This is a genomic window from Paraburkholderia sp. GAS199 (assembly GCF_050436585.1).
Taxonomy (GTDB): domain Bacteria; phylum Pseudomonadota; class Gammaproteobacteria; order Burkholderiales; family Burkholderiaceae; genus Paraburkholderia.
The window spans coordinates 817,145-842,128 of the sequence record NZ_JBNDMM010000002.1 but is presented as its reverse complement, the minus strand read 5'-3'; the positions used below and the strand labels follow the sequence as shown (position 1 = coordinate 842,128).

The window sequence follows — 24,984 nt, the reverse complement described above, 5'->3', positions numbered from 1 at the left end:
TCACCCTGACCGGTCGTGCCGATTATTCCATCCAGAATTATTATCGGTCAATCACTAATAATATTAATTATTGGCTTTTTTGCCTCGGTAATTACCCTGACCGAGCCGCGTTCGACGAGCGGTCCGTCGAGCTTGACCATGCGATGCCGTACCGGCGCGCCGGCCGCGCGGTTGTGTTCCTCCTGCAGCAAGGTTTCGACGGCCCAGCGTCCCAGTTCGTAGTTCGGCAACACCACGGTCGAGAGCGGCGGGTGAGTGTGACGCGCGATTTCCTGATCGTCGTAGCCGAGCACGGAGACGTCTTCCGGCACGCGCAGGCCAAGCTGTTTCAGCGCTTCAATTGCGCCGATGGCGGTCAGGTCGTTGGCGCAGAAAATGGCGGTGGGCGGATTAGTTTCGCGCATCAGCGAGAGCGTCAGTTCGAAGCCCAGGCCCGAACTCCAGTCGCCGTCGCGGACGAGTTCCGGCGCATACGGCAGATCGGCGGTGGCGAGCGCGGTGCGATAGCCCTTGAGGCGATCTTTCGACGCGTCCTGCCACGGTTCGCCGTTGATATACGCAATCCGGCGATGGCCGGCTTGCAGCAGATAGTCGGTGGCGAGATGGCCGCCCGCGACTTCGGCGGGCACCACGGACGACAGCCCGCCTTCGCTCGTGTAGCAGTTCAGCAGGACGGTCGGCACCTGCGAGAGCGCGGCCGGCAAGGTCACTTTGCGGGTGTAGACGGTGGCGTAGATCACGCCGAAAACATGCGGATTCGACAGCGTGGTGTCGAGTACCTGTTTCTCTATGTCGGCATTGCCGTGCGTCGAGTAGACGGCGAGCATCTTGCCGCTCGCGTAGGCGGCGTCGCGCGCGCCGTCCACGTTCACGACCGGATGCGGACTGGTCGAGATTTCGTCGGCGAGATAGACGATCAGATTGCGTTCGTCGGTGGACGCGGGCAGCGGTTCGCGCAGCGAGAGGCGATAGCCGAGATCGTGCGCGGCCTTCAGAACCTTGTTGCGGGTGGCCTCGGAAAACTTCGCGCCGGTGGCGTTGTTGAGCACCAGCGAGACAGTCGATTGCGACACGCCAGTCTGCTTGGCGATGTCGGTCATGGTGGGACGGCGTTGAGTCGATTTTTTCATTGTGCGGGCCGCGTTGCAGCGGCGCGGAAGCGGGAGCATGCCGGTGGCATCGTGGCTCTGACGGTACCACTAATAATATGCGCGCGGCAACGCGCGCTAACCCGCCATTTGGGAGTGGCGACCTGCCGCTTTGTCGGCGTCTTTCGATAAATTTATTACTAATAATATTGACCGATGCGCTTTGTCGTGCGATTCTCGGTCGCGCGGACCCCGATAGTCCGCCGGCCGCGCGCTGTGCGCGGCACGTCACAGGAGACAACGATGCGCGTCCATTCCGCCGCCCGCCTGAGGCCCCGCTTTTTCTGACCATGCGCGACGTTTCCCTGACCACGCCCCCTTCGCTCGCCGCCGACCTTGCCTGGCTCGACGACCCCGCGATTGCACCGACGCTCGTCACCTTGAGCGCCGGCGCAATGCGCGTCGTACTCGCGCCCGACGTGGGCGGCGCGCTGGCCGCATACTACGAATGCACGGCCGATGGCCCTTTGCACTGGCTGCGTCCCGCGACGCGCGCCGCCTTCGAACAGCGCGATCCGCTGCGCATGGCGAGCTTTCCGCTGTTCCCGTATTGCAACCGGATTCGCGATGCGCGTTTCGAATTCGAGGGCGAGACGATCGATCTGGGCGGCAACGATCCGCGCTTCGCGCATGCGTTGCATGGCAATGCCTGGCGGCAGCCGTGGCGAGTCGGCGCACGCACCGCGAGTTCGGTGGAACTGCATTTCGAACATGAACCCGACGCAAGCATCGTCGGCGACTGGCCGTTTCGCTATCGCGCGACACAACGCTTCGAACTGATCGGTGACGCGCTGCGGGTGACGTTGTCGGCGCAAAACCTGGCGGATCGGCCGATGCCGTTCGGCATGGGACATCATCCGTACTATCCGCGCACCGCCAACACGCTCATCTACGCCGACGTGCAAGCCATGTGGCATGCAGACGCGAACGTGCTGCCGACGCATCTCGGGCCGCACGCGGCGGTGGACGCGTTGCGTCACGGCATGTCCGCGGACGCGTTCGATCTGGACAACAACTTCGCGAACTGGTCACACGAAGCGACGATCGCGTGGCCCGACGAACACCGCCGCCTGACGATGATCGCCGACGCGCCGTTCGATCATATGGTGGTGTTCGCGCCCGCGAACGACCCGCAGCTATGCGTCGAACCGGTGACCAACACCACCGACTGCTTCAACGCAACCGGGCCGCGCGATCACGTGGGCGGTTGCGTACTAAAGCCCGGTGAAGTACTGGCCGCGGCGCTCATGTGGACGCCGCATCGGGGCTAGGGCATCCGGTCATGGGCAATGAAAAAGGGCGCTCCTCAGGAGCGCCCTTTTTTCGAATTGCTTTGCGCTTACTCCACCCGCAGCCGCGCCATATACGGCAAGTGATCCGACAGCCACGCGGTTTCCTGCGTGGGTTGAATCCACTCGATCGGTTTCATGCCGCGCACGAACATTTTGTCGAGCGCCAGGGCCGGCGAAAAAGCCGGGAAAGTGCGGCCCGATTCGCCGAGCAGTGTGGCCACTTCCTGCAGGCCATGCTCGCCGAACAGCGGCACCGAATCGTTGCGCCAGTCGTTGAAGTCGCCGGCCAGCACGAGCGGGCCTTCGGGCGCTTCTTTCGCGATCCAGTGCGCGATCCAGTTCATCTGACGCAGACGCGCAGAACGCGTGAGCGCCAGATGCGCGCACAGCAGCGTGACCGAGTGGCCGCCGAACGTGGCCCGCGCGACCAGCAGACCACGCTTCTCGAATCGATGCGCCGAGATGTCCCACCGGCCGCCGAGGTCGAGCGGATGCGGCGAGAGAATCGCGTTGCCGTGTCGCCATGACGGTTTGAAAACATTCGGCCCAAGCGCGATTTCGAGTTCGAGCGCGCGCGCGATCTCGGTTGCCTGGCAATGCCATACGTCGCTCAACGGATCGCTGAGCGGCTCGCCGAAACTGCTCGCCAATACCGGCGACGGCATGCGCCGCGCCATCGCTTCCTGCAGGAAATACGCGTCGGCATGGGTGGATTGCACCCAGCGCTGCATCGCCTGCCACGCCTGAAATCCGAGCGGCGTGCGGCCTTTGTGCAGGTTCCAGCTCACCGCAATGAAGTCTTTGGGTGCTGCACTTTCGCGGATCAATTCTTCGGGGTTTCGCATGCCGCGTGTGTCCACGTGTTCTGTTTTAGGGTTCAGCGGTTCGCCTGGTGGTAACTGGGTTCGTTCAGTTCGCTGGGTTGTCCGAGAGGCCCGCGCGAACGCGATAAACCAGGTTCGGGTTCTTGTCGACGATGGTCCAGGTGGCCCACTGGCCGACCGGCACCGACAGCCCCGGATGGCTCGCGCTCACCTGACGCGGCTGCGGCGGCAGCTTGCAGCCCGTGTCGGTCTGGCGTGCCGCGTCTTCCTCGAAAGTTTCCTGAGCCTCGATCGACAGTGTGACCGTGTTTGCGTCGGCGCGCAGCGGCGACACAGTCAGCGTGCGCGCGAGATCGATGCTGCCGCCGGGCTGGTCTTTACAGCCGACGTTATGCTGCACCATCTTGTGATGCGTATCCGTGCGTGCCTGGCCCACCGTGGTGGTGCCGTCGAAGGCGTCGATCTGCTGGCCGTCGCGCATCACCTGCAACTGCCACTGCACGACCTGCTGCGCTGGCCGTTGTTGTGCGTTCGCAAGCAACGAAGTGCCGAGCAGCACGGCCACGATACTGTTTTTCCACATAGAAAGTTTCTCCGGGCGACCAGGCCCTTTCCGCCAGTCAAAAAGCCATCTTACGCCTGATGGATACCACGCCTTTCTGACACGCCAAAGAGGGCCGGGTTCAGCAACAATGCATTTCAGGTGAGGCCGGTCAAGGCCGAAAGCAAGCCTCCTGTTAGCAGCAATGCCACGAGACTGCTGGCTTGCACACGAATATGTCGTCGTTACACTGGACTTGAAACGGCGTCCAACAGGGTGCCGCAGTAGCCAGGCCAGCTCGACGGGGTGAAACATGACAACAGTCATGGTCAGACAGGAAATCGCCGTAGCCTCTTTCAGTCAGGTGTACGACCTCGATCAGGTCGAAACCGCGCTGAACGACCTCGGCGAGGGCGCGAACGACGCACTGCGCGCCACGTACGAAAAGATGCTGAAAACCGGTAACTTGCGCTTCTGCGTCAAGCCGAACCGGATGCCGTCGATCGACGATCTGATCGATGCACTGCCCAATTTCGCCGAACCGCTCGACGACATCCGCAAGCAGGTCGCCCTATGTCTGGAGACGGAAGACCGTCTCGAACTGATGCCGATGCTGCTGCTCGGCGATCCTGGAATCGGCAAGACACACTTTGCCAAGCAGTTGGCGCGCCTGCTCGGCACGGCTTACCAATATGTGGCGATGAGTTCGCTGACGGCGGGGTGGATCCTGTCCGGCGCGTCGTCGCAATGGAAGAACGCCAAGCCCGGCAAGGTGTTCGATGCACTCGTGAACGGCAGTTATGCCAATCCGGTGATTACCGTCGACGAAATCGACAAGGCCACCGGCGATTCGCAATACGATCCGCTCGGCGCGCTTTACGCGCTGCTGGAGCACGACACGGCGCACAGTTTCATCGACGAATTCGCCGAAATTCCGATCAATGCGGGTCACGTGATCTGGCTCGCCACGGCCAACGACGAACGCTCGATTCCCGAGCCGATACTCAACCGGATGAACGTGTACGAAATTCCGCCGCCGGATCGCGACGGCGCGCGTCGCATTGCCCAATCGATCTACGACGAGATTCGCACCGCGCACAACTGGGGTCTGCGTTTTCCGGACATGCTGGGCGAACCGGCGCTGGATACGCTGAAGTCCGCGTCGCCGCGTGAAATGCGGCGCGCGATCCTGAATGGCTTCGGCGCGGCGCGAATTAATGGCCGCGATCACATCGAGCCGGCCGATATCCGGCTGGATTACGGAAATCGGCGGAAAACGATCGGTTTTTGAGCGTTTTTGGCCGTTTTTTGGCAAAAATTCGCCCTCGAGCGGCTTTTTTTATGCCCCGAAAAGCCAATTAACTACTGCGAACATGGTTAATGCCGTGGCAATTGTTTCCCTTTTTGAGACTTTCAATTGTTCCAATCGGTCTAGCTTGCCGATAGTGAATGCGTAGACTGTGCTTCAACGAGTTGCGCCTGAACGACTCATCGCTCGGCGCACTTCCACTCGATTCGATACGCACGATCAACGACTATTGGACACCATCATGAGAACTGCTTCCCTCGCTTTGCTTTTCTCCTCGACACTCGCCGCGCCGGCTTTCGCCGGCCGTGACGGCGCAGCGGTTTCGTTTCGCGAAAGCGATGCGAGCCGCGCGCAGCCGGACGACGCCTTGCTCGCACAGACGGTGACGGGCGCGGCCGAGGGTCTGTCCCGCCACGTCGGCACGCAAGGCTAAATGCGCAAGGCTAGACCCGCAGCGCATGCAGCACGCTGAGCGTCTTCACCTCGAGACCCGAGCGCGATGAGCCTTCACGGCGTACACTGAATCAGTCCGGCCCATACGTTCAGCCACCGCTAGTGACCGAATGCCCGCAGTCGTTTGCGACTGCGGGCATTTGTGTCTGTGCGGCGTCGTACAATTTCACGCATGGGTTGCGTTTGTGCAGGTGCGTTCGACAGCGAGCAGTGTGCGGCACTCGATAGCCGCATGCTGCCCTCATCTACATCGGGTGAACGAGGCAGCGCGCGGCGACAAGAGCCGCGTCAACAGACATGGATCAAATCGAATGTGTAGTGATCGGCGCGGGCGTGGTCGGTCTTGCCGTGGCACGTGCTCTCGCGGCGCGTGGACGCGAAGTGATTGTCCTGGAGGCGGCCGAGGCGATCGGCGTGGGCACCAGCTCTCGCAATAGCGAAGTCATTCATGCGGGCATCTACTATCCGCGCGGTTCGCTCAAGGCGGCGCTCTGCGTGCGCGGCCGCGAAATGCTGTACGACTATTGCGCCGAGCGTAACGTGCCGCATTCGCGCTGCGGCAAACTGCTGGTCGCGACATCGCGCAATCAGATTCCTCAGCTCGAAAGCATCATGGCGAAAGGCCGCGACAACGGCGTGCTCGATCTGATGCGAATCAGCGGCGAGCAGGCGCAGGAACTCGAACCCGCGCTCGAGTGCGTCGAAGCCGTGTTTTCTCCGCAGACGGGTATCGTCGATAGTCATCAGTTCATGCTGGCGCTTCAGGGCGACGCCGAGCGCGACGGCGCCGTGTGTGCGTTTCATGCACCCGTCGAAGCGGTCGAAGCGAGCAACGGCCGTTTCATCATCAAGGTGGGCGGCGATGCGCCAACCACCATCAGCGCCGCGTGTGTCATCAACAGCGCCGGGCTGCAGGCCAACGCGCTGGCCCGCAGGATTCGCGGACTCGACGCGCGCCACGTACCGCCGCTCTATCTCGCGCGCGGCAACTACTTCAGCATCTCCGGCCGTGCACCGTTCAGCCGTCTGATTTATCCGATGCCGAACGAAGCCGGTCTCGGCGTCCACCTGACCATCGACCTCGGCGGCCAGGCGCGCTTCGGTCCAGACGTCGAATGGGTCGACGCAATCAATTACGACGTCGATCCGCGTCGCGCCGATTCCTTCTACGCCGCCATTCGCGCCTATTGGCCGGCGCTACCGGACCACGCGCTGCAACCGGCGTATGCGGGGATTCGTCCGAAGCTCTCGGGTCCGGGCGAACCGGCCGCCGATTTCGTGATTCAGGGACCGGCCGCGCATGGTGTGCGTGGTCTGGTGAATCTGTTCGGCATCGAGTCGCCGGGATTGACGGCGTCGCTGGCAATCGCCGCGCGCGTGTGCGAATTGAGCGGACGCGCCTAAGCGCATTTTTTCGCGCTTCGATCCCTGCACCGTCGTCGGGCGTCGCTCGATGCGTGCGGGCGAAGCGGCGCGCCGGCTTCGTACCAATTCGGTTATCTCTATCATTTGGAGCGTCACACGCCGGGGCTTCGTTGCTATCCTTGGGGACCGCTGTCACAGAACGGCGATCAGTTCTATATAAATGGAGTGAGTCCCCCATGAAAACTTCCCGTCGTACGTTTCTGATTACGAGCATTGGTGTCGCGTCTTCGCTCGCGTTGTCGCGCCAGGCATTCGCCGACGCACCCAAGGTGGCCGAAACCGATCCGACCGCGCAAGCACTCGGCTATAAAGCGGATGCGACCAAAGTCGATAAGGCCAAGTTCGCAAAATACGCAGCAGGCCAGGATTGCAGCAACTGCAGTTTCTATCAGGCCAAACCCACCGACGCCTTCGGCGGTTGCCCGATGTTCGCCGGCAAGCAGGTGGCAGGCAAGGGCTGGTGCAGCGCCTATAACAAGAAGGCTTGATGACCGTCTGCCGCGCGCCGTGAGCGTGGCGGCAAATGCGTTGCAGCGTGACGGTGCCTGAATGTTCCCCGTCCATCGAGGCGTCTGCCGCAGTGCGGGGCGGACGTCTTTTGTCGTTTGAAAACGGCTTGCCGCAAGTCGCTCTGCGAACCTCGTCGCGCAAAGCTGCGCGGACCTCGACCCTCACCGCTAGCGCAAGCCAACATAAAGCCCGACGCTAACTGCGCGCCTGAATCAACGGCGGCCGCCGATCGAACCACGGACGAGCCGCTTCGAGTTGCGCGGCGAGGCGCAATAGCGTCGCTTCACCACCGTCGCGCGCGGCGAACTGTACGCCGATCGGCAAGCCCCGTGCATTCCAGTAGAGCGGCACCGACATCGCCGGCTGGCCGCTCAGATTGAACAGTTCCGTGCAACCTGCCCAGGCGAACGCCTTGTTCGATGCTTCGGTGAGCAGCTTCTTCATCAGCGATTCGAGCGGCATGGCGGTGACGGCGCGCATCTGCATACGCTCCGCCGACGTGGGCTGCATTTCGCCGATCTTGATCGGCGCGCTGGCGAGCGTCGCGCACAAAATCACGTCGAAGCGGTTCAACAGATCGGTGAGCCGCTCGGTGATGCGACGTTGTTCTTCGAGCGCGGCAGGCAATCCGCGTTCGCCGAGTTTGCGACCCACGTGCGCCATCGCCCAAGTCGAAATTTCGAATTCGGCGCGCAACGGTTTGCGTCCGCTGATGCGCTCGGCGTTCAGCACGAGTTCCTCGGCCGTCACGGACCACAACGACAGAAACGCGTGCCTCACCGCGGCGAAATCGATGCCGAGCGAGACCGGCTCGATGTTGTGTCCGAGTGAGATCGCGAGTTGCGCGGCGTCGTCGAGTGCCGCGCGTGCATCCGCGGACAAAGACGGCGCGAGCATCGGCTCGGTGACGTACGCGATATTCAGCGGCTTGCAGGGCTCGCGGCTGGCGCCGAGGAATGTACCCGGTGCACCGAGCGGGCGCTCCGCGTTGCCGGCAAGCAGATCGAGCAGCAAGGCGCTGTCGCGAACGCTGCGCGATACCGCGTGATCGACGCCGAGTTCGCCCGCTGACGGCACCGGCGTCGCGCGCGGTACGCGTCCGCGCGACGGCTTGAGGCCGAAGAGTCCGCAACACGACGCAGGAATGCGGATCGAGCCGCCGCCGTCGGACGCATGCGCGAGCGGCACGATGCCCGCCGCGACGGCCGCCGCGGCGCCACCGCTCGACCCGCCCGGCGTATGGTCGAGACTCCATGGATTGCGGCACGCGCCGAATAGTTCGGGTTCCGTATAAGGCATCTGCCCGAGTTCGGACGTGCTGGTCTTGGCGAAGATGTTGAGGCCGGCCGCCTTGGCGAGCGCGACCACCGGCGCATCCACCGTCGGAATGAAATGGCGGTAGTGACGGCTGCCCATTGCCATGCGCAATCCGGCGACCGGCGCGCCCAGATCCTTGATGAGATAGGGCACGTCCTTGAGCGCGTCCTGCGCGCTGGTCTGACTCGCGCCGTTCGTTGCATTCGTGCCGCTCGTGCCGTTGGTGCCTCTGGCGGCGTCGCTTTGCGAAGCGCGTCGCCGGGCCGCGTCGTAGTCCTTCAGAACGATCGCGTTGATTGCCGGATTGACGGCCTCGGTACGTGAGATGGCGATATCCAGCAATTCGCGCGCACTCGTTTCGCCGGTGCGAACCAGTTCAGCGAGGCCGATGGCGTCGTGGGCGAGATAGTCTGATTGCACGATGGGTGAGCCCTCGTGTTTCGTTTGTGGAAGCGGCGGAATGAATCCGCGCGCGGTGACTTTGTTGCGGCGTCACCGGCACGCGTGGCAGACGGCACGTTCGACGCGCCGTCTTCGAGAGATTAACTGACTTGACGCGAACTGGCGGCGCGACTTCGAGACGCAAGCCAGTTGCGGGAGCGAACGCTCTGATCGACCGCGGCCGATCAGAGCGCGTGAATCACAGACGTTCGCCGAGGAACGTCAGCGTGCGGCCGTGTGCCAGCGCTGCGGCGTGCTGGTTGTACGATGCGCGGTCCGAACAGTTGAAGCCGTGATCGGCGTTGGCGTAGATATGGAAGTCCGCGTCCGTGCGACCGGCGAAACGTTCCTGAACCTGGCCGACTGCCGACAGCGGAATGTGCGCGTCGAGTTCGCCGTAGTGGAATTGCATCGGCACCTTGATCTTCGCTGCTTCGTCGAGCGAGTTCTGGATGCCGCCGCCGTAGTACGCAATCGCGCCGTCGAGCGAGCCTTGGGCCGCTGCGAGATACGCCAGCCGGCCGCCGAAGCAGTAGCCGATTGCCGCGACCTTGCCGGTCACTTCCGGCAATGCGCGCAGCGCCGCTGCTGCGTAGCCGACGTCGGTCACGGCGTCTTCGATCTTGAGCTTCTGCATCAGTTCGATGCCCTTGTCGCGGTCCGCGCCGTCATACGTGAGTTCGACACGCGGCTGCACGCGCCAGAACACGTCCGGTGCCAGTGCCACGTAGCCGTCTTGCGCGTACTGATCCGCAACCGAGCGGATATGGCTGTTCACGCCGAAGATTTCCTGAAGAATGATGACGGCCGGGCCCTTGCCGCCCTTGGGCAACGCAAGGTAGCCGCCGAAACTTTCGTTGCCGGCGGGGATGTCGATCCATCGGGAAGTCGTGCTCATGTTGCTCTCCATTTGCCGTGCTGTGAGGCACGAGGTCGGTCTGAATGAATGCCAGAGGTCTGAGTGCCTGAAGCGGGCGGTCAGTTTGCCATCAAAAGAAACGCCTTGCAGCGAGTCCCGCGCCGGCCGCCAGGGCTTGCGTCGCAACGTCGTTCTCGTAAGGCGATTGAAACGTTCTCGATAATTCATTTCACTGCACGAGTGCGGCTGAGTACAGTCGTATGAGTTGACGCACGCACGCTGCGCGCGCCGTGTCGGTAGAGGAATAGATCATGAATGAAGACAGTTTCGTGACGCCGTTCGCGGCGCGTTTCGAATTGCGTGTGCCGGTGGTGCAAGCGCCGATGGCCGGCGGCGCGACGACACCCGCGCTGGTCGCGGCGGTGTCGAATGCGGGCGGGCTGGGTTTTCTGGCGGGCGCCGCGCTTTCGCCGGAGAAGATCGCGAGTGAAGTCGCGGCGATTCGCGCGCTGACGGATCGTCCGTTCGGCGTCAATCTGTTCGTGCTCGACCCGGCCGCGCCGGACGAGGCCACGGTGCGCCGCGCGCTCGACGCCATCGATCCGCTGCGCGCGGAATTCGATTTGCCGCCGGGGCAGGCCCTCGAACGCTATGCGCCGGACTTTCGCGCGCAACTCGAGACCCTGATCGAATTGCGCGTGCCGATCGCGAGCTTCACTTTCGGGCTGCTCAGCGCGCAGGACGTCGCGCGTCTGCATGCAAACGGCACCTATGTAATAGGCACCGCGACGCATGTTGCCGAAGGCGAGGCCTGGCGCGAAGTGGGCGCGGACGCGATTGCCGCACAGGGTTCGGAAGCGGGCGCGCATCGCGGCACGTTTATCGGCGCGTTCGAAGACGCGCTGGTCGGCACGATGGCGCTCGTGCCGCAACTCGTCGACGCAACCGGACTGCCGGTGCTGGCCGCGGGCGGCATCATGGACGGCCGCGGCATCGTGGCGTCGCTGGCGCTGGGTGCGCAAGCCGCTGTGATGGGGACGGCGTTTCTCACGTCGAAAGAGAGTGGCATCCCGCAAGTCTGGAAGGCGCGGGTGCGCGCGGCGTCCGATACGTCGACCTCGGTCACGCGCGTGATTACCGGGCGCCATGCGCGTGGCATACGTAATCCGCTGATGCAGCGTCTGACGGAGACGGCCGGCCAGACCGCGCCTTATCCCGTGCAGAACGCGCTCACGCAGGAGCTGCGTCAGACCGCGAGCCGCGCGGGAAATAGCGATTACCTGTCGTTGTGGGCGGGGCAGGGTGCGTCGCTCGGCCGCCGGCGCGCGGAAGATGTCGGCGCGGCGGAACTGGTCGCGCAACTGGAAGAAGAGTGGCATGCGGCGGCGTCACGGATCGGCGCGCTGCAACGCTGATTCGGCAAGCCTCGGGCGCGTCGCGGCACTGTGCGCGCGCGCCTTCTTTCGACCCAAAAAGGCCCTTCGAAGCATTAACGGTTTTACCCGATAAAACCTTTAGGCCGCGCAGTTAGACGAAACCCTCACGTAGCGGAAACCCGCATGGGCTGGCGCTTTCCGGCCTGCTTGTCCAGCCGGAACCGGTGCCTGTTGGATAAACGCTATTAGTGTTCATCCCACTTCCTCAAAAAAGTCCCACAATTTAATTTGATGGCCTACACTTGCGCGCAAGTACGGTTTGCCGCCTGCCACAAACAGACAGGTAAACGTGCTGGCCAAGTGCATGAACGATGCAACCGGCGTGATCGTCCACGGGACTGAGCGACACGTGTTGGGGAAGCGGGGGCACAGGGCGATTACGTTGTTTTTGGGACCGAAACTGGAGACTTACATGAACATCAAGATTCAAAAGCTGTTGCCGATCAGCGCTGCGGCGATGCTGTTCGCGACGTTGGCAACTTCGGCGGCAGCCGACACGGTCGTCAAGATCGGTCACGTTGCACCGTTGACTGGCGGTATCGCTCACCTGGGTAAAGACAACGAAAACGGCGCGCGCCTGGCAGTTGAAGAAATCAACGCCAAGGGCCTGACGATCGGTGGTCAGAAGATCACGCTGCAACTGGATCCGCAAGACGACGCAGCCGACCCGCGTACGGCTACTCAAGTCGCGCAGAAACTGGTCGACGACAAGGTCGTCGCAGTGGTTGGCCACTTGAATTCGGGCACGTCGATCCCGGCTTCGAAGATCTATAGCGATGCTGGCATCGTGCAGATCTCGCCGTCGGCAACGAACCCGGCTTACACGCAACAAGGTTTCAAGACGACGTACCGCGTCGTTGCGACCGATGCGCAACAAGGTCCGGCGCTGGCTAACTACGCAGCCAAGGGTCTGAAAGTGAAGAGCGTCGCGATCGTCGACGACTCGACCGCTTACGGCCAGGGTCTGGCTAACGAATTCGAAAAGACCGCCAAGTCGCTGGGCCTGAACGTGATGTCGCACGACGCGACGAACGACAAGGCTGTCGACTTCCGCGCGATTCTGACGAAGATCAAGGGCGAAAACCCGGACGCGATCATGTACGGCGGTATGGACGCAACCGGCGGCCCGTTCGCCAAGCAAGCCAAGCAACTCGGCCTGCGCGCGAAGGTTCTGGCAGGCGACGGCGTGTGTACCGACAAGCTGTCGGACCTGGCTGGCGACGCAACCGACAACATCGTCTGCTCGGAAGCCGGTATGGCGCTCGAGAAGATGGCTGGCGGCTCGGCGTTCCTCGCCAAGTACCAAAAGCGTTTCGGTCAACCGATCCAGATCTACGCACCGTTCACGTATGACGCTGTGTACATCATCGTTGACGCTATGAAGCGTGCTAACTCCACCGATCCGGCGAAGATTCTGGCAGCAATGCCGTCGACGGACTACAAGGGTGTGATCGGCGAAACCACGTTCGACTCGAAGGGCGACCTTCAACACGGCGTGATCTCGCTGTACAACTACAAGTCGGGCAAGAAGACGCTGCTCGACGTGGTGAAGATGTAAATCCGCTCGATCGAAGCGAGCCTCGTCTGGCTTCGATCCTGTCGTAAAAAGGCACGCGCGCCGCAAGGTTCGCGTGCCTTTTCTTTTGGGCCTCGGCATGAGAGGCTGGCAGTTCGAAAAATAAATATCTGGGAGAAAGTCGTGAGCACTGTGACCCGTTCGTTCGACGACGGCTGGCGGCGCTGGATCGCCGAAAATCTGATGCTCGATGCACCGCCGCCTTCCTTGCACGGTGCGCTGGTCGGACATGGTTTCGACGCGACACAGGCCGCGCGCGAAATCGAGATCGCGCTGGCCAGTCCTTATCTGCAGGGCGCCACGCGTATGCGCAATCGTTTGCGTAAGCGCGAGTGGATATTGTCGGTGTATGGCACGTTGAACCGCATGCGCGCAGGTAGTGGCGTCGTCGAAAGACGCGAGCGTTTATCGCGCGACGAATTCTTCGAGCAGTACTACTTTCAGAACCGGCCGGTCATCATCACGGGTGCATTTGATTTCTGGCCGGCGCGGCAAAAATGGAGCTTCGATTATTTCCGCGAGCTTTGCGGCGATTGTCAGGTCGAAGTGCAGTTCGGCCGAGACTCCGACGCGAACTACGAAATCAACCAGCCGAAACTCAAGCGCATGATGCGCTTTGCCGATTATGTCGATCTGGTCGAGCGCAGCGGTTCGACCAACGACTTCTACATGACGGCCAATAACACCTCGCACAATCGCGCGGCGCTGTCGGCGTTATGGCCGGACGTGCCGCCTATTGCCGAATATCTCGACGCCGGTTCGCCCGATACCGGCTTTTTCTGGATGGGACCGGCCGGCACCCGAACGCCGTTTCATCACGATCTCACCAACAACTTCATGGCGCAGGTAATCGGGCGCAAGAAGATCAGACTCGTGCCGTTGTCCGACACGCCGCACATGGCGAACGATCTGCATTGTTATTCGCAGGTGGACGGCAGCGCGATCGATTACGACCGTTTTCCTTCGATGCATCACGCGCAACTGATCGAATGCACGCTGTCGCCCGGCGAGTTGCTGTTTCTGCCGATCGGCTGGTGGCATTACGTCGAAGGACTCGATGCGTCCGTCACGATGACCTTCACTAACTTTTTGCAGCGAAACGATTTCTCCGCCAATTACGACACGTATCACGAGCTGTAAAACTTCATGGACGCAGTGGCCGAAGATGATCACGGTCGCTGCCGGTCCGCTTCTTCCCGCGAATAAAAAAAACGGCGAACCGGTTGCCCGGCTCGCCGCCTCCCTTCTAGCGCGTTTTTTTATTGCGCCGTTATTTGCTGTCGTTATTCGTTGCGTTACTTCTTGCTGGTCAATGCACCGAGGCCGCTCAGCAGACCGCCGCCCGAGGTTCCGCCAGTCGAGCTGACCGCACCTGTCAGCGTTCCGGTGACGGTGGTCAGCAGGCCCGTGACCGGCGCGAGCGGATTGCTGGTTCCGCTTGATCCGGTCGCCCCGCCGAGCGCGTTGGTCAACGAGGTTACGGCCGACGTGACCGGCGCAAGCGGGTTGCTGCCGCCGCTGGTCGCGCCGCTGAGCGCGCCGGTGACGGTGGTGACCACGCCGGTCAACGGTGCGAGCGGACTGCCCGAGCCGCCGGTGGCGCCGCTGAGCGAGCCGGTCAACGTGGTGAGGACGTTGGTCAGCGGTGCAAGCGGGCCGGTGCCGCTGCCGCCCGTCAGACCGCCGCTCAAGGTGCCGGGAAGCGCCGTGAGAATGCTGGTCAGCGGAGCGAGCGGATTGCCCGAGGTGCCGCCGCTGCCGCCCGGATTGAGAATGCCCGTGAGGCCGCCCAACGGATTGCCGCTGCCGGAACCGCCCGCGGTCAGCAGACCGCCGGCCGACGTGACGGTGTCACCGAGCTTCGTGACGACGTTGCCGAGATTCTGACCGATCGGATTGTCGGTGGCGCCGCTCAGTTTGCCGCCTGCGCTGTCGAGTCCGTGACCGATCGTCGACAACAGACCGTTCAGCGGTTTGCCGAGTCCCGTCGTATCGCCGACGGTTTGGGTCGTCTGCGCGAGCGTGCTGGTGATCGGCGTGATCGCGGTGCTGACCGTCTGCGTGACTTGCTGGATCGGACCGTTGGTCAACTGATCGCCGAGCTTCGTGCCGATGCCACTGACCACGTTGCCGAGCGTCGAGACCGTGGCGCCGAGCGGTGTCGTCAACGGGCTGAGCGGCGCGGTGGGGCCACTGCCGAGACTCGTCACGAGTTTGCCCGCGCTGTTGACGGCTTGACCTGCGTCATACACAAGGTTGCCGCTGCTCGCGAGCGTGGTGCCGAGCGGATCTTTCGAGTTGCCCAGTTGACCAAGGCCGCTCGACAGACCGGTGCCGAGCGCCGTCACGCCATCGCCGAGATTCGACACGACGCCGCCGAGCGCGGTCGTCGTTGCCGGATTGCCGCCGGGGATCGGCGTGAGGCCAATCTGACTGCCGATCGCGGACACGGTTTGACCCGTCGCGGTAACGACGTTGCCGCCGTTCTGGACAACGATGCCGATCGGGTTGGCGCTGGTGGGCGTCGGCGTCGGCGTCGGTGTTGGCGTCGGTGTCGGTGTCGGTGTTGGTGTCGGTGTCGGCGTCGGTGTCGGCGTCGGAGTCGGCGTCGGCGTCGGTGTTGGCGTCGGTGTTGGTGTTGGCGTCGGTGTCGGTGTCGGCGTCGGCGTTGGCGTTGGCGTTGGCGTCGGTGTGGGAGTCGGAGTCGGCGTCGGTGTGGGAGTCGGCGTCGGCGTGGGAGTCGGCGTCGGAGTCGGCGTCGGCGTGGGAGTCGGCGTCGGAGTCGGCGTCGGTGTGGGAGTTGGAGTCGGAGTCGGAGTCGGAGTCGGAGTCGGAGTCGGAGTCGGAGTCGGAGTCGGCGTCGGTGTAGGAGTCGGAGTCGGAGTCGGCGTCGGTGTAGGAGTCGGCGTCGGCGTCGGCGTCGGCGTCGGCGTAGGAGTCGGTGTAGGAGTCGGCGTAGGCGTAGTCCCGCCGCCACCGCCGCTACCCGAACCCGAGCCGCCACCCAGAGCGCCGCCTGCGCCACCGCCCGCTGCGCTTCCTGCACCCGTCGAAACAGTCGGTCGTGTCAGCGTGCTGCCACAGCCCGTTAATGCGATCATCGACGACACGCACATGGCGATTGTCGTGAGTTTGAAATTGCGATTCATGGCCCCTCTCCCCCGTTTGTTTGGAAAAACGTTGGAGAGCTAACTGCAAGGCCTATGCCATTTCTTCAGCGATCGATTTCAGGCTAAAAAATCCTTATAAAACAGGGATTTGTATTTCGTGAAAAGTGCCGGGCAAGGCATCCGTCAAACGGATGTGGCGCGGAACACAGCGGCGCGCGCTCGACGCGTAACGTAACGTAAGACCACGATCACGCGGGCGTGACGAGGCCTCGAAGCGCATGGCCGAATGCCGGACGTCAGATTTTCAGTCGCCGTAAAACCTTCGGACCGACCACCGCGATCAGCGCCGAACACGCAGCCACGACGGAGAGCCCGATCGGCAAGTTCGTCACCTGCGTCACCGCGCCGATAATCACCGGGCCGAGCAGCAGTCCGAAGTAAGCGAGCCCCGCGACGTGCGCGAGTCCTTCGGCCGCATGAATCCCCTTGACGTTCGCCGCGGCGGCAAACAGCACCGGCATCATGTTGGCGAGCCCCAAACCCATCAGCGCGAAGCCGATCAACGCGGCGACCGGATTCGGCAGCAACAGTGCACCGACCATCCCGGCACAGGCAAGCGACGCGCTCGCCATCACCAGTTGCGGCGCGCCGAAGCGGGCGCGCACGGCATCGCCGGCAAAACGGGCGGCGGCCATGCCACCGGAAAACGCAGCGTAGGCGGCGCTCGCGAATGCTGGCGTGGCGAGCACCACGTCGCGCATGTACACCGTGGCCCAGTCGTACATCGCGCCCTCGGCGATCAAGGCAACCAGCGCAACCGCGCCGAGCGCCCACAAGGCCGGCGAGCGCCAGCGATTGGCGCGCGGCGTGGCGCCGTCCGGATGATCGGCGTGCGGCACATGCGGCAGCACGGACGGCGCCGCGGCGATCAGCACGAGCGCGCTCACCGCCGCGGCCAATACCAGGTGCACGGCGGGCGCCATGCCGCGCGACAGCAACGCGCCACCCACCGCCGCGCCGATCATGCCGCCGACGCTGAACATGCCGTGCAGCGACGACATGATCGGCTTGCCGAGCGCTTTTTCCACTGCACTGGCTTCTGCGTTCATGGCGACATCGAGCGTGGCCATGCCTGCGCCGAAAACGGCAAGCACAACCAGCAGCATCCAGTACGCCGGCACGATCAGAATCAACGTGGCGCAGACCGACATCGTGAGACCGCCGGCGAGACACGCGCGGCGCGTGCCGACCCGCGCTATCCACGACGCATTTGCCGCCATCGCACCAATCGAGCCGCCGGCCACGGCGAGTAGCGCGAACGAAAGCATGGCCGCGTTCAGATGGAAACGGTCGCGCACGGTCGGGACGTGCACCCCCCATGACGCGTACATCATGCCGGCGATGAAGAACACCGCCATCGTGGCGAACCTCGCGCGCTGGCGCGCCGTGTCGGTGAGATCGCGGTGGGCGGCGGGGATGAGGTCGAATTCGGAAGAGCGGTCGGACACGGAGATCTCGGAGAGGCGCGCGAACGCGAAGAAAGCGCGTTGAAAGCGAAAGTTCCGATTCTAACGAAGCGGACTGTCTTATGCTTGGCGCGCAGTCGCCGAGCACATACGATTGTTTGAATCGGCCGCCGACACGATCGCGATATCGAATCGCCCATCGACGGCTCAGTTTGTCGATGCCGCTCCTGTCATGCCACGGATCACGGTCGTGGCGATTATCTGCAGTGGTTCGATCATCGAGGAACGCACTTGAATATTCCCGCTCACGCTCCCTTGCATCTGCTGCACAGCGCGGCCACCGGAACGCTCGCGACTCACGCGCGCCAGCCCGAAGGTTTTCCGTATCCGACCTTGCTGCCGTTTGCGCTGGATGCAAGGCATCGTCCAACTATTCTCGTCAGTCGGCTCGCCGAGCATACGCATAATCTGCACGCCGACTCGCGCGCCGGTTTTCTGGTGGTCGACACGCCGGACGATGACGTCCTGAGTGGCCAGCGTCTGACCTTGCTCGGCCGCTTCGAGCAGGTCGAGCCGGCGCAGGAGCTGGTGCGCCGCTACTTGCGCTATCACCCGGACGCGGAACGCTATCTTGTGCTGGGCGACTTTTCGTTCTGGACCATGCGGCTCGAACGGATGCGCTACATCGGCGGCTTCGGTGCAATGGGCTGGCTCGACGGCGTCGATCTCGATCCACTGCCGCCGCTCGACTTCGAAGAAGAAAGCGCGATGCTCGATCTGATCTCGAGTCATTCGGCGCTTACCGCCAAACTCCAGGTTATGGGCGTCGACCGTTACGGCGTCGATCTGAAAATCGACGCGGTTCGCACGCGGTTTCACTTCGAAGACGCCAAACTCAATACCGAAAGCTTGCGTGCCGCGCTTCAAGATTGCATCGAGCGCTATGCCGAATAGGCTTTGAGCGATTCGGGGAAACGCCTATGCGCCAATAACCACGGGCGCGCATAGGCAGCAATATCTTCCGACTCTGCCCATTAAGCTTTCATGGCATGAAATGTTGGCGAGAAATAATCTTTTTAAATAGCATGCTTTGATAATTAATCCCGTGCTAACAAGTCCCTGTCGGAACTTTTCAGCAAAATGCGAAATCAGCTTATTCAAAGAACGCATGTAACTCCGTGTCACGCGGGAAATTTTTTGAAACGAAATTGGATTAATTTAACGAATGCGCTTCTGTCGTCTTTCTATTTTGTGTTAATCTCGCCATCAAATTCCGATGGCATGTACACCTTCTAAGGGCAAGCTGGCTTAAGACTGGCAGTCATTTATCCAAACCACAAGGGAATCTATGTCTTCCTACAAGGAACTACTCGCGCAGCGCGAGAAGCTCGAAAAGCAGATCGAAGAAGCCAAGTCGCGCGAATACGCGGAAGTCTTGAATGAGATCAAGCAAAAAATGGCTGACTACGGCATTACGCTGGCTGAACTCGGTGGCGGCCGTGCGGCTAAAAATGTTAAAGCCGGTCGCCCGCGCGCTGGTGTCGCGCCCAAGTATCGCGATCCGGATAGCGGTAGCACGTGGTCGGGCCGTGGCAAGCCGCCGCGCTGGATCGCCGGTCTCGATCGCGAGAAGTTTCTGATCGAGAAGTAATACCCGCATCAAGCGCGCTTATCCGGCGCGTCGCTGTTGAAGAAAACCGCGTACCGAACCGGACGCGGTTTTTTTATTGCCGCGTCAAATTGTCTGCGGGTTTTTGCGGGCGCGACCGCTTTGAAGTCGAATGCGAATCTTTTTCATTTGTATAAGCGCATGATTTGAAAGAGGAATCCAAAAAAGCCCGGACGCCGTGTGAGAACTGCCGGTTAGAATGCAGGCATTGAACCTCTTATGCCGCTTCTCAGATGCCTTCCGCTGCCGCCGTCCAGTCCTCCGAGAAATACCACGTCGCGCGCAAAACGACCTTTGTGAGTATCGCGCTCAATACGGTGCTGATGACATTACAGGTTGTCATCGGCGTGTTTGCGCATTCTCAGGCGCTGGTTGCCGACGGCGTTCATTCGCTGGCCGATCTGATTTCCGATTTTGTCGTTCTGATCGCCAATCGTCACAGCGGCGCCGAACCCGACGAAGATCACAATTACGGCCATAGCCGTTACGAGACCGTCGCGTCGCTGTTTCTCGGTGCGTTATTGATTGCGGTGGGCGTCGGCATGTTGTGGCGCGCCGGCGTCCGGCTCACCGATCTTCAAAGCATTCCTGCCGTCCATACGAGTGCGCTGTTCGTCGCGGTGCTCGTGCTGGTTTCAAAAGAATGTCTGTTCCGCTATATGTTGCGCGACGCGCAGCGCGTGCGCTCCGCCATGCTGATCGCGAACGCATGGCATGCGCGTTCGGATGCGGCGTCTTCGCTGGTGGTGGCGATCGGCATTGTCGGCAGTCTCGCGGGCGTGCGTCTGCTCGATCCGATCGCGGCTGCCATCGTCGGCTTCATGGTGGCGCGCATGGGTTGGACTTTCGGTTGGGACGCGCTTCAGGATCTCTCCGACCGCGCGCTCGACGATACCGCCGCCGCCGATATTCGCGCATTGCTGCTCTCGACGCCCGGCGTGCTGGACGTGCACGAAATGCGCACTCGCAAGATGGGCGATTTCGCGCTCGTCGACGCACACATCCTGGTCGATCCGCTGATCTCGGTGTCGGAAGGTCACTACATCGCGGAGTCGGCGCGTATGCGTCTTTTGACCGACAGCCGCGTGCTCGATGCGCTGATCCACGTCGATCCGGAGAGCGACACGCAATCGAAGCCGCTCGTCAGTCTGCCCGCGCGAAAGCGCGTGCTGTCGGAAGTGAAGGCGGCGTTCGGCTCGGGCGGCATGAGCGTGGCGGCGGTGAATCTGCATTACCTGGACGCGGGGCTCGACGTCGAGGTGATACTCCCGGCGGTGGCGGAGTCGTCGATTCTGGAAACGGACGGACGCAAGCTCGAACGCGTCGACCTGGACGCGCTGAGACGCCGCCTCGGCGCGCGCAAACTCGACGTGCTGCGCGCACTGAGTGCGCAATCCGCCGAGGCCGGCTCCAGTGCCGCGGCGCAGGAAAGCACCGACGAGGCACGCGCCGCTGCCGTCAAAATCTCGCGCTACAAAACGCTTTGACCTGCGGCTCGGCGAGCGCGTCGGACGCGTCGATCCCGGCGCTTTACAGCGGCAACTGCGTATCGAATTTGATTTCGCGCAATACGACGCTCGTGCGCACTTGCGCGACGGCTGGAATCTTGAAGATGCGTTCGTGCAGGAAGCTGTCGTACGCCTTGATATCCGGCGCGACGATTTTGAGGATGTAGTCGGACTCGCCGGTCGTGCTGTAGCACTCGGTGACTTCCGGACAGGTGGCGATTTCGCGCTCGAACTGCTCGACCCCGCCTTCGGTGTGGCGGGTCAGGTGAATATGCGCGAGCGCGCAGACGTGCAGACCCAACTTTTCGCGGTCGAGCAACGCCGTGTAGCGCTGGATGACCCCCGACTGCTCCATGTCCTTGATGCGCCGCCAGCATGGCGTGCTCGACAGACCGACCTGGTCGGAAATTTCTTGCACGGAGCGGCGTGCGTCGAGCTGCAGTAGGCGCAGGATTTTTTGAGAGAAAGTGTCGAGTGTCAACTGCGCCTCCGTTGGCGTCGCCGTATCAACGCATGGTAGAGGGCGCGAAAACGAAACGCAATGTAAAACGCGTCTCGCGAGGGAGATTACCTAATTTGCCGGTTCCTCGGCGGCGTTTTGTCCTAAGCCGTCCCCATCTTGTCGGGCTGCCAGCGTGATGGCCTGGGCGGCGCGCAGGTCTTTCAGCATGTTGCAGAAGAGCGCGCCCTGTTCGATGGCGTCGTCGAGCGCGACGTGCGTGTGCGGATGTTCGTCGAACCAGTGTTTGGGAAAGCGCGGCTTGATGTTCTTGCGATAGGGCAGGCCGGTCATCGCGAAGGCGAGCGTTTTGATGTCGAGCGCTGACCACGAAAACGGACAGCGTCCGACGAAGCGCATCATGTACCAGAACATGTAGGTGAAGTCGAAACCGGCGGGCATTGCCACGAAAACGGGCTTGCCCGGCAAGGCTTCGACCCAGTCCACGTAAGCGGTCAACGCTGCTTGGGGCTGTTGCAGATCTTTGCGGCAGGCTTCCCATGCTTCCGGCTGCGTTTTCCACCAGGCTTCCTGAACCGGATGCGGCGCAGCGCCGTCGAGCAGTTCGAGATTCGCCGAAAAAGTGGCGATCAACTGTTTGTCTTCCGTATAGGCGGCGGAGGCGAAACTGAGCATCGAATGCGGACCGGGAATCGGGCCGTCCGCTTCGACATCTGTACTCACGTAAATTTCGCTGCTCATGCTGCTACTCCGTCGGCGACATAGGGGTTCGTGCGACGCTCAGCGCCGAACGTCGAGGTGGGGCCGTGGCCGGGCACGAAGGTGACGTCGTCGCCGAGCGGCCAGAGTTTTTCGCGGATCGACCGCACCAGATCTTCGTGATTGCCGCGCGGAAAATCCGTGCGTCCGATCGAACCGGCGAACAGCACGTCGCCGACGAGCGCGAGCCGGTGCGCGCGGCTGAAAAACACCACATGTCCGGGCGTGTGGCCGGGACAGTGATAGACCTCCAGCGTTTCGGCGCCGAACTGCACGGTCTCGCCGGTGTCGAGCCAGCGGTCCGGCTCGAACGCTTCAGCAGCGGGAAATCCGAAGCGCGTGCTCTGGTCGGGTAGTTTGTCGAGCCAGAAGCGCTCGTCCGGATGCGGTCCTTCGATCGGCACGCCATAGTGCGCCGCGAGAGTCTTGGCGCCGGCGCAGTGGTCGATATGACCGTGCGTCAAAAAAATCTTTTCGACGCTCACGTTCTGACGCGTCACTTCGCCTTGAATGACATCGAGATCGCCGCCCGGATCGACGACGGCCGCGCGTCCCGTTGCCTCGCAAACGAGCAGCGAACTGTTCTGCTGGAACGGCGTGACGGGGATCAATGTGACTTTCATGGAGGTCGGCGCCGCTGGTAAAAGATCGATTGTACCGGCCTCTTCGCGCGCCTCGTCGATGGCCTGTATGGCGCGCTGCAACAGGCTTTCGTCTGCTCATTTTTGCAACAGGCGTGAAAATTCATCAAGGTTTTCAGTCGCTTGCCGTCCCAAAATTTTGTTTTGGGTATAATGCGGTCATACACAGGTTCACTGTGTTGCCACACGGCGATGCGTCCCCATCAAAAATGGGAGCGCGGATCGCCACTCAAGTAAGGGCTGTCGCTGTTGTCGGCAGCCATCAAGTATCGATGCGTTCGATGCACACGTCTTGCCCAGCCAGGCGCCGCGCGCCTGCTACGGACCTAACTTCCGTGACGCTGGGTGGGGCCTACGCCGCCGTTCCTGTGCGCTGAGTTCCGCGCGCAAGAACGTGTTTGCCACGTTCGATGGCGGCATGTGGGGTCTGGTCAGGCTGCCGGGGACAGGTTGCGCCAGACGTGAAAATTAACCGTGCGGTAGCGGCTGAGGGAGTCGCATCCGGGCTACTACGTTCTGCGCAATCTGCGCGGCGCGCTGTCGTCCTTTGCCGCCGGAGTCGCAGGCAACACGCTCAACTTTGGCGTGATGCGGCTCGACATTGTGATTTTACGTCTTATGAAAACTCGGTTATCCCGTGGTCTGGGGACTCTTTTTGCCTTTTTTGTGCTGGCCGGCTGTGCCACGCCTCCGGGCGCGACCAGTACGTCCGACAGCGGCGCTCCGCTGAGCACGAAAAACGTGCAGGCTAGCTCCTTCGGACCGCAATCCTATGGCAACGCGCCGGCTTCTGGCGCAGCTGCCAAAGGTACGCCGCTGGCCGACGCGCAGCCTCTCACGGACGACAGTTCCGGCGTGTCTGACTTCCATCAGACCGGCCGCGCCTCGTGGTACGGCCGCGGCTTCCACGGCCGCCGCACGGCCAACGGCGAGCGCTACGACATGCACGCGCTCACCGCCGCGCATCGCACGTTGCCGCTGGGTTCGTACGTTCGCGTGACCAATCCGGCCACGTCGCGCTCGGTCGTCGTGCGTATCAACGACCGTGGTCCGTACGCTCGCGGTCGGGTCATCGATCTGTCGATGGCCGCCGCCAACGCGCTCGAAATGCGTCACGCCGGCACGGCACGCGTGCAGATCGAAGGTCTGACCGCGCAGGAAGCACGCGCCGCGCGCAACGAAATGCTGGCGTCGAACTCGGGTTCGACCGCAGAGAAGTAATCTGACCGAACCGCGGGCGCTGGCTTCAGCGTCGCGAGATCAAGTCGATGTTCACATGACAAAGGGCCGCTTCGAGCGGCCCTTTGTTTTTGCTGGTCAGCTTTTTACTCTTCGTCTTTCTTCAGGGCGAGCGCGCGCGTGTACAACGCGTTGCGCGACGCGCCCGTGATGGCCGCCGCGACCTTCGCCGCGCTGCTCACCGTCAACTCTTCCAGCAGAATGCCCAGCAACGTGTCGTGATCGTGCTCGCCGGCGGTTTCCGGCTGCGCGCCTTCCACCACCAGCACGAACTCGCCACGTTGACGGTTCGGGTCTGCGGCAAGCCACGTTGGCCCTTCGGCCAGGGTGCCGCGATGCAGCGCTTCATGTAACTTCGTCAGTTCTCGCGCGATCAGCAGCTTGCGCTCGCCGCCGAACGCGTCGGCCAACGCCTGCACTGTTTCGACGATGCGGTGGGGTGCTTCGTAAAAAACCATGGCGTGTGGATGTTGCGCCAGGGTTTGCAGCGTCGCCGCGCGTGCTTTCGTTTTGGGCGGCAGGAAACCGAGAAACGAGAATGTCGCGACCCAATCGCCGGCCGCGCTCAGCGCGGTCGCGAGCGCGCTTGCGCCGGGTAGCGGAATGACCGGAAAGCCGGCTTCGCGCACCGCGTCGACGAGTTTGGCGCCAGGGTCGGAAATGCCCGGTGTGCCCGCGTCCGAAACGTAAGCCACGCGCTCGCCCGCTTGCAGATGTTCGACGAGGCGCACCGCCGCGTCGCGTTCGTTGTGCTGGTGAACCGCCATGAGCGGTTTCGAGATGCCGTATCGCGCGAGCAACTGACCGGTGTTGCGGGTGTCTTCGGCGGCGATGCGATCCACCAGTCCGAGCACGTGCAACGCGCGCAGCGTCACGTCCGCGATATTGCCGATCGGCGTGGCCACCACATATAGCGCGGCAGCGGGGTACTGCTGCCCTTGCGCGAGTTCGGAGAGAGGAGTCATGAGACAGAAGACGCAGACAGACAGAACGAGGCCGTC

At 62.4% G+C, this 24,984-nt stretch carries 23 protein-coding genes and 1 pseudogene; 13 read left to right on the top strand and 11 right to left on the bottom strand.

Annotated elements, in window-relative coordinates:
• Window positions 1-47 precede the first annotated feature (47 nt).
• A complete protein-coding gene (locus P3T18_RS09855; protein WP_429299721.1) occupies window positions 48-1,130 on the bottom strand; it encodes a LacI family DNA-binding transcriptional regulator in 1,083 nt (360 codons plus the stop codon).
• Between the two features lie 308 nt (window positions 1,131-1,438).
• Between P3T18_RS09855 and P3T18_RS09850 the strand changes: the two genes are divergently transcribed.
• Window positions 1,439-2,419, top strand: a complete 981-nt coding sequence (locus P3T18_RS09850) for an aldose 1-epimerase (protein ID WP_429299720.1) — start codon at window positions 1,439-1,441, stop codon at window positions 2,417-2,419.
• 68 nt (window positions 2,420-2,487) lie between these two features.
• On the opposite strand, the gene P3T18_RS09845 is transcribed toward P3T18_RS09850, so the two are convergent.
• Together P3T18_RS09845 and P3T18_RS09840 are read right to left on the bottom strand one after the other, a co-directional pair.
• Window positions 2,488-3,285: an endonuclease/exonuclease/phosphatase family protein gene (locus tag P3T18_RS09845; RefSeq protein ID WP_429299719.1), complete on the bottom strand. Its 798-nt coding sequence runs from the start codon at window positions 3,283-3,285 to the stop codon at window positions 2,488-2,490.
• Window positions 3,286-3,349: 64 nt separating this feature from the next.
• A complete protein-coding gene (locus tag P3T18_RS09840) occupies window positions 3,350-3,847 on the bottom strand; it encodes a hypothetical protein (RefSeq protein WP_429299718.1) in 498 nt (165 codons plus the stop codon).
• Between the two features lie 271 nt (window positions 3,848-4,118).
• Between P3T18_RS09840 and P3T18_RS09835 the strand changes: the two genes are divergently transcribed.
• The 4 genes from P3T18_RS09835 (at window position 4,119) to P3T18_RS09820 (ending at window position 7,480) form a co-directional block, all read left to right on the top strand.
• On the top strand, window positions 4,119-5,096 hold the full coding sequence (locus P3T18_RS09835) for an AAA family ATPase (RefSeq protein ID WP_429299717.1): 978 nt from the start codon (window positions 4,119-4,121) through the stop codon (window positions 5,094-5,096).
• 259 nt (window positions 5,097-5,355) lie between these two features.
• The gene (locus tag P3T18_RS09830) at window positions 5,356-5,547 is read left to right on the top strand and encodes a hypothetical protein (RefSeq protein ID WP_429299716.1); all 192 of its coding nucleotides are present in this window, start codon (window positions 5,356-5,358) and stop codon (window positions 5,545-5,547) included.
• 317 nt (window positions 5,548-5,864) lie between these two features.
• On the top strand, window positions 5,865-6,971 hold the full coding sequence (locus P3T18_RS09825; RefSeq protein WP_429299715.1) for an NAD(P)/FAD-dependent oxidoreductase: 1,107 nt from the start codon (window positions 5,865-5,867) through the stop codon (window positions 6,969-6,971).
• Window positions 6,972-7,168: 197 nt separating this feature from the next.
• Window positions 7,169-7,480 (top strand): high-potential iron-sulfur protein, encoded by a 312-nt coding sequence (locus P3T18_RS09820; RefSeq protein ID WP_429299714.1) that lies wholly within the window; start codon window positions 7,169-7,171, stop codon window positions 7,478-7,480.
• Between the two features lie 217 nt (window positions 7,481-7,697).
• Here P3T18_RS09820 and P3T18_RS09815 read toward each other — a convergent pair whose 3' ends face one another.
• Together P3T18_RS09815 and P3T18_RS09810 are read right to left on the bottom strand one after the other, a co-directional pair.
• On the bottom strand, window positions 7,698-9,239 hold the full coding sequence (locus P3T18_RS09815) for an amidase (protein ID WP_429299713.1): 1,542 nt from the start codon (window positions 9,237-9,239) through the stop codon (window positions 7,698-7,700).
• A 220-nt stretch (window positions 9,240-9,459) separates the two neighbouring features.
• Window positions 9,460-10,158, bottom strand: coding sequence for a dienelactone hydrolase family protein (locus P3T18_RS09810; RefSeq protein ID WP_429299712.1), 699 nt, complete (start codon window positions 10,156-10,158; stop codon window positions 9,460-9,462).
• Between the two features lie 272 nt (window positions 10,159-10,430).
• Here P3T18_RS09810 and P3T18_RS09805 point away from each other — a divergent pair, with 272 nt between their 5' ends.
• From P3T18_RS09805 to P3T18_RS09795, 3 genes are all read left to right on the top strand, one after another.
• Window positions 10,431-11,534 (top strand): NAD(P)H-dependent flavin oxidoreductase, encoded by a 1,104-nt coding sequence (locus tag P3T18_RS09805; RefSeq protein WP_429299711.1) that lies wholly within the window; start codon window positions 10,431-10,433, stop codon window positions 11,532-11,534.
• Between the two features lie 433 nt (window positions 11,535-11,967).
• Window positions 11,968-13,113, top strand: a complete 1,146-nt coding sequence (locus P3T18_RS09800) for a branched-chain amino acid ABC transporter substrate-binding protein (protein WP_106283890.1) — start codon at window positions 11,968-11,970, stop codon at window positions 13,111-13,113.
• Between the two features lie 141 nt (window positions 13,114-13,254).
• Window positions 13,255-14,271, top strand: a complete 1,017-nt coding sequence (locus P3T18_RS09795) for a cupin-like domain-containing protein (RefSeq protein ID WP_429299710.1) — start codon at window positions 13,255-13,257, stop codon at window positions 14,269-14,271.
• Window positions 14,272-14,426: 155 nt separating this feature from the next.
• Here the strand turns inward: P3T18_RS09795 and P3T18_RS09790 are convergent.
• Window positions 14,427-15,734, bottom strand: a pseudogene (locus P3T18_RS09790) (collagen-like triple helix repeat-containing protein); the annotation flags it as partial.
• Between P3T18_RS09790 and P3T18_RS09785 the strand changes: the two are divergent.
• Window positions 15,671-16,000, top strand: a complete 330-nt coding sequence (locus P3T18_RS09785; protein ID WP_429300095.1) for a hypothetical protein — start codon at window positions 15,671-15,673, stop codon at window positions 15,998-16,000. The pseudogene P3T18_RS09790 and the gene P3T18_RS09785 sit on opposite strands and share 64 nt — an antisense overlap.
• Before the next feature lie 537 nt (window positions 16,001-16,537).
• Here P3T18_RS09785 and P3T18_RS09780 read toward each other — a convergent pair.
• The gene (locus P3T18_RS09780) at window positions 16,538-17,749 is read right to left on the bottom strand and encodes an MFS transporter (RefSeq protein ID WP_429299709.1); all 1,212 of its coding nucleotides are present in this window, start codon (window positions 17,747-17,749) and stop codon (window positions 16,538-16,540) included.
• Window positions 17,750-17,998: 249 nt separating this feature from the next.
• Here P3T18_RS09780 and P3T18_RS09775 point away from each other — a divergent pair, with 249 nt between their 5' ends.
• From P3T18_RS09775 to P3T18_RS09765, 3 genes are all read left to right on the top strand, one after another.
• The gene (locus tag P3T18_RS09775) at window positions 17,999-18,661 is read left to right on the top strand and encodes a HugZ family protein (RefSeq protein WP_429299708.1); all 663 of its coding nucleotides are present in this window, start codon (window positions 17,999-18,001) and stop codon (window positions 18,659-18,661) included.
• 394 nt (window positions 18,662-19,055) lie between these two features.
• The gene (locus P3T18_RS09770) at window positions 19,056-19,358 is read left to right on the top strand and encodes an H-NS family nucleoid-associated regulatory protein (RefSeq protein WP_429299707.1); all 303 of its coding nucleotides are present in this window, start codon (window positions 19,056-19,058) and stop codon (window positions 19,356-19,358) included.
• 251 nt (window positions 19,359-19,609) lie between these two features.
• Window positions 19,610-20,863 (top strand): cation diffusion facilitator family transporter, encoded by a 1,254-nt coding sequence (locus tag P3T18_RS09765; RefSeq protein ID WP_429299706.1) that lies wholly within the window; start codon window positions 19,610-19,612, stop codon window positions 20,861-20,863.
• A gap of 43 nt (window positions 20,864-20,906) precedes the next feature.
• On the opposite strand, the gene P3T18_RS09760 is transcribed toward P3T18_RS09765, so the two are convergent.
• The 3 genes from P3T18_RS09760 to P3T18_RS09750 all read right to left on the bottom strand — a co-directional run bounded on the left by P3T18_RS09760 (window position 20,907) and on the right by P3T18_RS09750 (window position 22,726).
• Window positions 20,907-21,365, bottom strand: coding sequence for an Lrp/AsnC family transcriptional regulator (locus tag P3T18_RS09760; RefSeq protein WP_012431468.1), 459 nt, complete (start codon window positions 21,363-21,365; stop codon window positions 20,907-20,909).
• A gap of 90 nt (window positions 21,366-21,455) precedes the next feature.
• The gene (locus P3T18_RS09755) at window positions 21,456-22,085 is read right to left on the bottom strand and encodes an exonuclease (RefSeq protein WP_429299705.1); all 630 of its coding nucleotides are present in this window, start codon (window positions 22,083-22,085) and stop codon (window positions 21,456-21,458) included.
• Window positions 22,082-22,726: an MBL fold metallo-hydrolase gene (locus P3T18_RS09750; RefSeq protein ID WP_429299704.1), complete on the bottom strand. Its 645-nt coding sequence runs from the start codon at window positions 22,724-22,726 to the stop codon at window positions 22,082-22,084. Before P3T18_RS09750 ends, P3T18_RS09755 begins: the two co-directional genes overlap by 4 nt.
• Window positions 22,727-23,362: 636 nt before the next feature.
• Here P3T18_RS09750 and P3T18_RS09745 point away from each other — a divergent pair.
• A complete protein-coding gene (locus P3T18_RS09745) occupies window positions 23,363-23,965 on the top strand; it encodes a septal ring lytic transglycosylase RlpA family protein (protein ID WP_429299703.1) in 603 nt (200 codons plus the stop codon).
• Window positions 23,966-24,069: 104 nt separating this feature from the next.
• On the opposite strand, the gene rsmI is transcribed toward P3T18_RS09745, so the two are convergent.
• Window positions 24,070-24,948, bottom strand: coding sequence for a 16S rRNA (cytidine(1402)-2'-O)-methyltransferase (gene rsmI, locus P3T18_RS09740; RefSeq protein ID WP_429299702.1), 879 nt, complete (start codon window positions 24,946-24,948; stop codon window positions 24,070-24,072).
• Between the last annotated feature and the right edge of the window lie 36 nt (window positions 24,949-24,984).

Coding starts and splice junctions, on each gene's coding strand:
- P3T18_RS09755 (WP_429299705.1), bottom strand. CDS start 22,085: ATGAGCAGCGAAATTTACGTGAGTACAGATGTCGAAGCGGACGGCCCG.
- P3T18_RS09805 (WP_429299711.1), top strand. CDS start 10,431: ATGAATGAAGACAGTTTCGTGACGCCGTTCGCGGCGCGTTTCGAATTG.
- P3T18_RS09770 (WP_429299707.1), top strand. CDS start 19,056: ATGTCTTCCTACAAGGAACTACTCGCGCAGCGCGAGAAGCTCGAAAAG.
- P3T18_RS09855 (WP_429299721.1), bottom strand. CDS start 1,130: ATGAAAAAATCGACTCAACGCCGTCCCACCATGACCGACATCGCCAAG.
- P3T18_RS09745 (WP_429299703.1), top strand. CDS start 23,363: ATGAAAACTCGGTTATCCCGTGGTCTGGGGACTCTTTTTGCCTTTTTT.
- P3T18_RS09850 (WP_429299720.1), top strand. CDS start 1,439: ATGCGCGACGTTTCCCTGACCACGCCCCCTTCGCTCGCCGCCGACCTT.
- P3T18_RS09765 (WP_429299706.1), top strand. CDS start 19,610: ATGCCTTCCGCTGCCGCCGTCCAGTCCTCCGAGAAATACCACGTCGCG.
- P3T18_RS09835 (WP_429299717.1), top strand. CDS start 4,119: ATGACAACAGTCATGGTCAGACAGGAAATCGCCGTAGCCTCTTTCAGT.
- P3T18_RS09750 (WP_429299704.1), bottom strand. CDS start 22,726: ATGAAAGTCACATTGATCCCCGTCACGCCGTTCCAGCAGAACAGTTCG.
- P3T18_RS09840 (WP_429299718.1), bottom strand. CDS start 3,847: ATGTGGAAAAACAGTATCGTGGCCGTGCTGCTCGGCACTTCGTTGCTT.
- P3T18_RS09800 (WP_106283890.1), top strand. CDS start 11,968: ATGAACATCAAGATTCAAAAGCTGTTGCCGATCAGCGCTGCGGCGATG.
- P3T18_RS09830 (WP_429299716.1), top strand. CDS start 5,356: ATGAGAACTGCTTCCCTCGCTTTGCTTTTCTCCTCGACACTCGCCGCG.
- rsmI (WP_429299702.1), bottom strand. CDS start 24,948: ATGACTCCTCTCTCCGAACTCGCGCAAGGGCAGCAGTACCCCGCTGCC.
- P3T18_RS09820 (WP_429299714.1), top strand. CDS start 7,169: ATGAAAACTTCCCGTCGTACGTTTCTGATTACGAGCATTGGTGTCGCG.
- P3T18_RS09845 (WP_429299719.1), bottom strand. CDS start 3,285: ATGCGAAACCCCGAAGAATTGATCCGCGAAAGTGCAGCACCCAAAGAC.
- P3T18_RS09810 (WP_429299712.1), bottom strand. CDS start 10,158: ATGAGCACGACTTCCCGATGGATCGACATCCCCGCCGGCAACGAAAGT.
- P3T18_RS09825 (WP_429299715.1), top strand. CDS start 5,865: ATGGATCAAATCGAATGTGTAGTGATCGGCGCGGGCGTGGTCGGTCTT.